The sequence below is a fragment of the Tahibacter caeni genome (assembly GCF_024609805.1).
In the GTDB taxonomy this organism is placed as follows: domain Bacteria; phylum Pseudomonadota; class Gammaproteobacteria; order Xanthomonadales; family Rhodanobacteraceae; genus Tahibacter; species Tahibacter caeni.
The window spans coordinates 1-3,003 of record NZ_JANFVR010000458.1; the positions used below are offsets into that span (position 1 = coordinate 1).

Consider the following 3,003-nt stretch of genomic DNA (forward strand, 5'->3'; position numbering starts at 1 on the left):
CGCGCGGCGACAGCCGCGGTACATCGTGGCCGCGGGCCGGAGCCGCGGCGGATGCGGCGCGCCGGCTGGCGGCACGACCGCTGGCGCCTGCATGACGGATCGCGCAAGCTCGGCCTTCGCCTGCCTGTCGCCCGGAGCCGCCATGAACGTGCAGTGGTATTTCGACTTCATCTCGCCGTTCGCCTGGCTGCAGCTGCCGAAGGTCCTCGCCTTGCGCGAGCGGATCGCCGTCGAACCCGTGCCGATCCTGTTCGCCGCGGTGCTCGACAAGCTCGGCCAGCTCGGCCCGGCCGAGATTCCGGGCAAGCGCGATTTCACCTATCGCTTCGTGCTCTGGCAGGCCGCGCGCGACGGCGTGCCGCTGCAGTTTCCGCCGGCGCACCCGTTCAATCCGCTGACTGTGCTGCGTCTGTGCATCGCCGCCGGCGGCGGCTGGGATGCGGTGCAGGCGCTGTTCGCGCAGATCTGGCAGCGCGGCGAGGCTGCCGACACGGCCGACTCCCTGCGCGCGACGGCGGCAACCCTCGGCATCCCCGACGTCGGCGCCGCACTGGCCGACGCCGCCGTCAAACAGCGTCTGCGCGAGAACACCGAGCAGGCGCTGGCCCTGGGGATTTTCGGCGTACCGACCTTGCGCGTCGGCGACGAGTTGTTCTGGGGCAACGACGCGACGGCGATGGCGCTGGACTATCTCGACGATCCGCGATGCTTCGATACGCCCGAGTACCGGCGCATCGCCAGCCTGCCCGAAGCCGTGCGCCGCACGCGCTGACGCGCCCCGCCGCCACGGCGGAGCGCGTCATACGGGCGAATGCCCGGCTCACTCCTTCGGCGGATTCTTGGCCGCCTCGGCGCCCTTGGCGTTCGGCGTGCGCGCGGCCTCGCTCATTTCGGCGTTCTCGGTCGTGCCGGGTTCCTGGCACTTCACGCCGAAGGTCGTGCCCCAGGTCTGGAACGTGACCGACGACGGGCTCGATGCGACGCGCTTGATGTTCTCCGGCGAGCACTTCTTGGTCTCGCCGGCCAGCGCGTGCACTTCCACCGTGAAGGTCTTGCCGTCGGTGACGTCCTTGAGGGACTGGCACTTGGTCTGGCCGATCGCGAAGGAGTCGGACCACTGGGTGGAGAAGTCGCCCGAGACGATGCGCATTTTCGCCGCGAAGCCGGCACCGACCAGCAGGTGCACGCAGGCGTTGGACTGCGCCATCGCGGGAGCGGCGACGGTGGCGCCGATGGCCGCGGCCAGGACCGCGCCGAACAGACGGAAGCTGAGCATGATGTACCCCTTGGCTTGGTGCGCGCGGATTCAGCGCCGACGGACGGCGGCTCCGGCGGAACCCGCCGCGCGAGCGATCCGACTGGATCAGGGGACCGGAGCGCGAACGATGGTAGGCCGCCGCGTGGAAATTGGTATACAACTATAGTTCATGATAGTTGCAAACTTCGATTTGCGCATTGAACGGAAAAGTGCATCCGCAGCGCCGGCGGCCGGCCCGGCTGGTGCGGAGACCCTCGCCGAGGCTATCCCGCGCCCGCCGGCATCGGACGCGGGGCTTTCGCTGGCAGGCGCGCGCGCAGCCTTCCGGAACCGCAACGCCGGCGATTCCGGAGCCTTCCGCACGAACGCCCGCAGCGTCTCAGCCGAGCAGCGCGCGCAATGCCGCGAGCGCCTTGTCGACGGCGGCCGCATCGACGTCGAGATGGGTGACCGCGCGCACCGTGCGCGGCCCCATTTCGCCCATGCGCACACCGCGTTCGAGCAGGGCTTCGCAGAGCCGCGGCGCATCGAAGTCGGGCCGCACGACGGCGAAATAGACCAGATTGGTTTCCACGCTCGCGAGATCCACCGCGAGTCCTTCGATCTGCGCGATGCCGCGCGCGAGCGCCGCGGCATTGGCGTGGTCCTGCGCGAGGCCGGCGACGTGATGGTCCAGCGCGTAGTCGCAGGCCGCGGCGATGATGCCGCTCTGGCGCATCGCGCCGCCCCAGCGCAGCTTCAGGCGGTTGGCTTCGCGAACGAACTCGGCGCTGCCGGCCAGCACGGCACCGCCGGGCGCGCCGAGGCCCTTGGAGAAGTCGATCCAGACCGAATCGAAGTCGCGCGCGTAGTCGGCCGCGGACACGCCGGTCGCGACGACGGCATTGAGCAGGCGCGCACCATCCATGTGCGTCAGCAGGCCGTGGCCGCGGGCCGCCGCCGCGACGGCCTGCAGCTGGGCCAGCGGCCAGATCGTGCCACCGCCGAGATTGGCCGTCTGCTCGACCTCGACGAGGCGCTGGCGCGGCGCATAGGGCCGGTCCGGACGCAGCGCGGCCGCGAGCTGGGCCGCGTCGAAACGGCCGCGCTCGCCGGCCAGCGGATTGAGCATGACGCCGGCCAGCGCGGCCGGGCCGCCGCCCTCGAAGCCGATCAGGTGCGAGGTGCGGTCGCAGATCACCTCGTCGCCGGGACGGCAGTGCACGGCCAGTGCGATCTCGTTGCACATGGTTCCCGACGGCAGGAACAGCGCCGCGGGCTTGCCGAGCAGGGCCGAACAGCGCTCGACCAGGCGGTTGACGCTCGGATCCTCGCCGGCGCGCTCGTCGCCGACGTCGGCGGCGGCCATGACCGCACGCATGGCCGGCGTGGGCCGGGTCTTGGTGTCGCTGAAGAAATCGACGAAGTCGGTCATGGCGGAATCCGCGGCCAAAGAAGCCAAGCATTGCGGCAGCCGTCGCGCCCCGCAAGCGCGGCCGCGTAGTATCGTCGGCGCCATGATTCCATTGCCTCGCCTCATCCTGATCGCCGTCGCCGCCCTGTCGGCCGGTCCGCTGGCCGCCGAGATCAAGACTGCCTATCGCTGCACCGACGAGCACGGGGCGATCGCGTTCCAGGACAAACCGTGCCGGAACGATCAGAAGAGTCAGTCGTTCGAGTACGAGCGCGCCCCGCCGCCGCCGGTCGACGCCGAAGCCCCGGCGCAGGAGCCCGTCGCCGCGGCTCCGCCCGCGCCCGAGCCGCGC

Annotated in this window: 4 protein-coding genes; 2 read left to right on the forward strand and 2 right to left on the reverse strand. The window is 70.9% G+C overall.

Features of this window, described 5'->3' with window-relative positions:
• Positions 1 to 142: 142 nt before the first annotated feature.
• Positions 143 to 772, forward strand: coding sequence for a 2-hydroxychromene-2-carboxylate isomerase (locus NON22_RS22535; RefSeq protein ID WP_257389235.1), 630 nt, complete (start codon positions 143 to 145; stop codon positions 770 to 772).
• A gap of 48 nt (positions 773 to 820) precedes the next feature.
• Here the strand turns inward: NON22_RS22535 and NON22_RS22540 are convergent, their stop codons facing one another.
• Both NON22_RS22540 and NON22_RS22545 read right to left on the reverse strand, forming a co-directional pair.
• Entirely contained in the window at positions 821 to 1,276 is a 456-nt protein-coding gene (locus NON22_RS22540; RefSeq protein ID WP_257389236.1) for a hypothetical protein, read from the reverse strand.
• 361 nt (positions 1,277 to 1,637) lie between these two features.
• Positions 1,638 to 2,672, reverse strand: a complete 1,035-nt coding sequence (locus NON22_RS22545) for a threonine aldolase family protein (RefSeq protein WP_257389237.1) — start codon at positions 2,670 to 2,672, stop codon at positions 1,638 to 1,640.
• Here NON22_RS22545 and NON22_RS22550 point away from each other — a divergent pair.
• Positions 2,671 to 3,003, forward strand: a 333-nt coding sequence (locus tag NON22_RS22550) for a DUF4124 domain-containing protein (RefSeq protein ID WP_257389238.1), incomplete at its 3' end; no start/stop codon positions are given. The two genes, NON22_RS22545 and NON22_RS22550, sit on opposite strands and share 2 nt — an antisense overlap.

Excerpts from the sequence above, each read along its gene's own strand:
- NON22_RS22545 (WP_257389237.1), bottom strand. The coding sequence starts at position 2,672 with ATGACCGACTTCGTCGATTTCTTCAGCGACACCAAGACCCGGCCCACG.
- NON22_RS22535 (WP_257389235.1), top strand. The coding sequence starts at position 143 with ATGAACGTGCAGTGGTATTTCGACTTCATCTCGCCGTTCGCCTGGCTG.
- NON22_RS22540 (WP_257389236.1), bottom strand. The coding sequence starts at position 1,276 with ATGCTCAGCTTCCGTCTGTTCGGCGCGGTCCTGGCCGCGGCCATCGGC.